We start from the raw sequence: 5,750 nt of genomic DNA on the forward strand, positions 1-5,750 counted from the left end.
AATCTTGTATATCCATAACCCAAAGATAAGCTTATTTTGATGCGGTTGCCCTGGGGGATTCATTAAATTACATGCGTAATCAGTCAATACCGATAAAAACAGTGTTTGAGACTAGAAGAACTTTATATGTATATCCGCAATTCTTTCTAAAAAAATTGCGGATATACATAATTTTTTTGTTATGTTTCTGGTTTTTAGAATTTTGAATTGTGTTGGATTCTCGTTATTTTGCTATTTCCGTCATTCTGGATAAACGAGATTTTCTTTATCAACGACTGTGGTTTAAATAACTCATAAGCATCAGCAAGCTTAACAATGACGATGCAAAGGCTTAATCATCGCTGCCGGAAGACTTAATAACAACGAGATATCCGTCTTATTGCCCGCAGACAGCGATAGATACAGCCTTCTCACTCTATTTATTCCGCTACCTTCGCAGCGATCCGTTCATATCCTTTTGCGTTGGGATGCAAACCGTCTCTGAAGAGTGCTTCATCGATCTTTCCGTCGGGCTTGAGAAAGTAACTACCCACATCGCAGTACTCGTAACCCAACGGAAGCACAGCCTGCTCAATCTTACGATTCAGCCCGGCTACGCGTTCCTCCATCGCCCGGCGCGGATAAAGAGCAACGACTTTGATGGCCGCCTTCGGCTGACGCTCACGAATCGCGGCCAGCAAAAAGAGGAGTCCTTCGACGATATCTTCGTCGCTATCGAAAGTCAGATTATTGGTGCCGATGTTCAGCACAACCTTCTCGGCTTCAAATCCGTCCAGCTCGCCATGGTACACTCGCCAGAGTACATTCTGGACATAGTCCCAACCGTAGCCCATGTTACGGTATCCCGCCGGCACAAACTCTCTGTCCCAACTTTCCTTGCCGTCTTGAATCCTGTGCGCTCCTCCCCAATAGTGGGTGATGGAATTACCCATGATGACACGCCGCGGAGCTTGTTCGGCATTCTGGCGCAGGATATCCTGATGCCTCGCCTGCCAGTCGTACATACCCGGCTCACGGCGTTGCGTCACCGGAATCGTGGTGCTCTTCGTTCCTCTCGGCATACGCAGAAGCCGACGCAAGAACGTTTCATGATGCCCTGCTAAAACGACCGTGCCATAATCGTTCGGGTGAATCCCTTCGGCGGTTGTCTCCGTTGTGCGGACACTTTCGTCGAACGTCATCAGATGAAGGTCTTTGATCTCATTCTTGAGTTGGTCGTACGCTTTCTGTGCCGCTTCATTCGCTTCTGCTACCTGAGTGCGGGTAGATGCTTGTATCTCATCCTGATTAAATCCGGTATGCTGTACGATCACAATCGGAGCGGCATGGTACGCACGAATGGCGCGCACCGCTTCGATGGTACGACGCGTCTTTTCTTCGACTGTAAACTTACCGAGGTTCGGATAGCAATCCAGCAAATAGGCTGCTCCGTCTACTTCGTTGATATACTTAAGCACCTCAGGTTCCAATTGTCCGTTACCCGAAAAGCCGAAATTCACGACCGGCCAGTCGAGCTTACGGGCAAGGATGTTTGTCCACGCATTGCCCGGCCGCGAGGCGCATGCGCCCTGTGCAATCGAGGTGCCGTAAACGATGATTGGTTTCTCCCTGCGCACCGGTTCGACCTTGAAGATCGATCCTTCGGGGACTCCGATTTCCATCCACGTCACCGAATTATATAGCGGCAGATACAGCCGATATTCGCGTTCCATCTTTGTATTCAGATCGGTATACGTATAGAGAATCGTATCTCCAAAGATGTACTTTACACCGTTATCCATCCAGCGTCCCTGCTTGTCGATGGAATACAAATCCACACCCGAAACACCGGTCGATGGCATGTGCGGCATGCTCAGCCCGCTACTCACCGTATATCGAACGTGTATTTCGGAAGCATTTGTATAAAAATAAATCGCTAACCCTGCAGCGTTGCGTGATAATTTCCAAACCGGTTCGCGTACCTCGGTACGTGCACGGTCGGGAAGGCGTGCATAACTGTTCTTCATCTCATCGACCCAGCCGCGTTGCTGGATGCACGATATTTCACTCTGTTGCGGATTAAACCACTTCATCGTTTGCGCCTGCAGAGTCATCGAAATCAGGCACAGACCTATTACAGTATATCTTTTATTCATACTTACTTAAAAAATGTTTCTTTTATGATATCACTATTTTTCGTACCGTACCGTTGCTCAACGACACGATATATATCCCCTGCGGCAACGTGAAGCAGGTCTCCCCTTCGCTCAGGCTTTGCTTCCGCAGCAGTGCGCCGATGATCGTATAAATATGCACGGTCACAGGACGAGTTGCCGTCAGGCAAAGCTGTTCTCTTTGTGTGCGGAACGACACTTCCGGTTCGACCGAAACATTGGCTACCGGCTCCGTCAACGATACCTCATACGTCATCGTCAGCTTGGGATATGTGGGATTCGTCACGGTACAAGTCAACGTTTTACCCACATACGATTCGGCAAACGAGAAAAGTCCGTCTCGATTAGCCTCGGGAATCACGGGAGCGCCCTTGTCCGTCCAAACAAAAACAGATGTCGTACCGTTCATCTTATACTCGCTCTTCAGATCGATTTTGTCGGATGGCGCCGACAACTTCACTTTGGCTTGCGGTGCATAAGAGCTCAAAAACGCCGGCCGGGGTAACGTGGAAAAAGTAAAGCAGTTTCTTTCGCACATGATTTGCAGCTTATTCGACGGATTAGGCGGCAGCTTTAACGTATGTGTCCCATTATTCATCAACGAAATAAACTCAATGTTCGGGCATCCCGACACATCTAACTCCTCGATCTTATTAGAATAGAAAGCTAACGTATTCAATGCTGTACACCCCGACACATCGAGAGACGTGATTTTGTTTTCGTAAGCGCGAATCAATTTTAACGATTTACAGCCGGACGCATTGAATGTTGTCAATTTATTCTCGTAACAAGTCAGGCTTTCCAATTTTGTCAGATTCGATACATCGAGCGATGTGAGTTGATTTGTTCGCAAAGCCACATCTTTCAGTTTCGGATTATGGGAAAGATCGATACTCTTCAGTTTACCGTTGGCTGCATAAAATTCTACAAGTTCCGGATTGTTCGACAGATCGATTTGTTCGAACCGATTCCCGCTTGAACAGAGAAATGTAAGTTTGGGATTATGCGTCACATCCAGCTTTGTCAACTGATTATAACGGCAACAAAAATGCGTTAGATTGATATTGGTAGAGATATCGATCGACTTGAATTCATTGTTGAAACAGTCGAGATAAGTCATCTTCGTATTGCCGGCGACATTCAAAGATTGTAATTGATTTCTTTCACAGTGCATTACCAATAAATCGGTAAAACCACTGACATCTAAATCGCCTCCCAGTTTCTTCTCCTTCCAGTTTATACTTTCCACACGCCCGTTCGCATTCCATTTCAGCCCGGGGACGTTCTTCCAATCTATCGCATCGAGTGGGGCAACGCCCAATTGTTCATAATTCTTTTTCCCTTTTTCCGCCGAATTTTGGATTAAGAACGCTTTCAGCTTTGCTACTTCCTGCGTGTTATACGTCTGTGCCGTCAGGCGCAAAGCACCTGACAGACAGACGATACTTGAAAATAAGATTACGATTTGTTTCATTATATATCACCAGATCGTTACTCGTTTGTCTTTGGCGATATACATCGGACTGTTCTCTGTGATGCCGAATGCCTGATACCATGCATCGATATGTGGCAGTTCGCCGTCTACGCGCCATTTACCCAAGGCATGAGGATCCATCTTTGTGAGACGAAGAATTTCTTCGTCCCGAATATTCCCGGCCCAAACTCCTGCATATGCAAGGAAGAAACGCTGGTCGGGCGTAAAGCCGAGCTTGTTCTCCAATGTTTTGCCGGCTGTCGCATTTTTAAAGGCCTGGTACGAAATCTGCAAACCGCCGTAATCAGCCAGTGTTTCGCCCAATGTAAACTTACCATTGGCATGCACGCCGGGCGCTACCTCGATGTTATCGAAGAAGTCGGACATGACTTTGGCACGCTCCTGAAATTTCTCGGCATCCGAGGCTGTCCACCAATCTTTGAGGTTGCCATCCTTATCGAACTGACGTCCCTGATCATCGAATCCGTGAGTCATCTCATGACCGATCACGACCCCTATTGCCCCGTAGTTGAAGGCGTCATCGGCATTCATATCGAAGAACGGATACTGAAGAATCCCCGCCGGGAAACAAATCTCGTTCGTAGTGGGATTATAGTAAGCATTCACGGTCTGCGGCGTCATATACCATTCATCGCGATCGACAGGCTTCGCGGCCTTATCGAGCATTTCGCGCATGGCAAACTGCGCAGCACGTTCGATATTAGCGAGGTAAGAATCTTTTTTCACTTCAAGTGTCGTATAATCTTTCCATTTGTCGGGGTAACCGATCTTCACATAGAACGCATTCAGTTTATCGATTGCTTTGGCTTTCGTCGAATCCCCCATCCAGTCGAGATTACGAATCCGTTCGGCGTAAGCATTCTGCAAGTTATGCACGAGGTTCACCATGCGCTCTTTGGCTTCGGGCGGGAAATATTTCGCTACATATAACTGTCCTACGGCTTCGCCCAAACAGTCATTGACACTGGCTTGCGCACGTTTCCAACGCGGTTGCATCTCAGTCTTTCCCGAAAGAATTTTGCCGTAAAACTCAAAGTTCTGTGTATAAATCTCGTCATTTAAATAAGACGCAGCATGATCGATCGCTTTCCATGAAAGATACGATTGGATCGCACTCAATGGTTCTTCGGCAATCAATTTATTCACTTCGACCATCGGCTCCTCTTGCGATACGGAAAGTTCTTTGATCTGAACATTCAGAGTAGCGAGGAATTTTGTCCAGTCAATGTTCGGAACCAGTTTCTGGAGTTCGTCGACCGTCATTTTATGATAGTTCGCATACGGATCGCGTGTTTTTACCTTGTCGAAATGTGATTTGGCCAGACGTGTTTCAATACGCATCACATCTTCCATTTGTCGTTGTGCCTGTTCGCCCGAAATCCCGAACAATTCAAACATCTTGACTACATGGTTTCTGAATTCGTTGCGGATTTTCATTGTGCTTTCATCCTCCTCAAGGTAATAATCGCGTTGTCCGAGCGAGAGTCCGCCCTGATAAGTCGAAAAGATGTTCTTTTTACTATCCATCACATCCGCATCGACATACACGCTGAAAAACGGCGACATGCCCGACAGTTTCATCTCGGCCAGAAAGGTCGATAGTTCGGCTTTATCGTTGATGGCTGCAATCTTATCGAGCCACGGTTTCAACGGTGCTGTTCCGTCGGTATTGAGCTTAGTACTGTCCATGGCGATATTGTACAAGTCGCCGATCTTTTGCGCCACCGTACCTTGCTCATGTTCTTTCCCTGCAATTTCTTCGATCAGACTTTTCAGTTGCTCGCGGTTGTCTTCACTCAGTTTGTCAAATGAACCGAAACGCGAGTATTCTCCCGTGAGGGGATGATTTTTCATCCACCCGCCACAAGCATACTGATAAAAATCAGTACCCGGATTGGCGGTCGTGTCGAGGTTTTCAATACGGATACCGGCATCGTCTGTCAAGGTAGCCGTCTTCGGATTTGAATTACAAGCCATCATCAATGGAATTAATGCTACTGATAAATACTTCTTTTTCATGTTAAATTCATGTTAAATGTTTTCTTCGGGCAAATTTAGATAAAATCTCCGAGATTTTACACCGGCAGGATAAAAAGACAAGG

Annotated in this window: 3 protein-coding genes; all 3 read right to left on the reverse strand. The window is 46.8% G+C overall.

The window, feature by feature from the left end:
* Window positions 1–419: 419 nt before the first annotated feature.
* The 3 genes from ACTTKA_RS11915 to ACTTKA_RS11925 all read right to left on the reverse strand — a co-directional run bounded on the left by ACTTKA_RS11915 (window position 420) and on the right by ACTTKA_RS11925 (window position 5,667).
* Window positions 420–2,072 (reverse strand): SGNH/GDSL hydrolase family protein, encoded by a 1,653-nt coding sequence (locus ACTTKA_RS11915; RefSeq protein WP_442725196.1) that lies wholly within the window; start codon window positions 2,070–2,072, stop codon window positions 420–422.
* An 85-nt stretch (window positions 2,073–2,157) separates the two neighbouring features.
* Window positions 2,158–3,627, reverse strand: coding sequence for a hypothetical protein (locus tag ACTTKA_RS11920; RefSeq protein ID WP_442725197.1), 1,470 nt, complete (start codon window positions 3,625–3,627; stop codon window positions 2,158–2,160).
* A 6-nt stretch (window positions 3,628–3,633) separates the two neighbouring features.
* Entirely contained in the window at window positions 3,634–5,667 is a 2,034-nt protein-coding gene (locus tag ACTTKA_RS11925) for a M13 family metallopeptidase (protein ID WP_442725198.1), read from the reverse strand.
* Between the last annotated feature and the right edge of the window lie 83 nt (window positions 5,668–5,750).

The organism is Tannerella sp. (assembly GCF_052170195.1).
Lineage (GTDB): Bacteria > Bacteroidota > Bacteroidia > Bacteroidales > Tannerellaceae > Tannerella.

Excerpts from the sequence above, each read along its gene's own strand:
- ACTTKA_RS11920 (WP_442725197.1), bottom strand. The coding sequence starts at position 3,627 with ATGAAACAAATCGTAATCTTATTTTCAAGTATCGTCTGTCTGTCAGGT.
- ACTTKA_RS11915 (WP_442725196.1), bottom strand. The coding sequence starts at position 2,072 with ATGAAGTGGTTTAATCCGCAACAGAGTGAAATATCGTGCATCCAGCAA.
- ACTTKA_RS11925 (WP_442725198.1), bottom strand. The coding sequence starts at position 5,667 with ATGAAAAAGAAGTATTTATCAGTAGCATTAATTCCATTGATGATGGCT.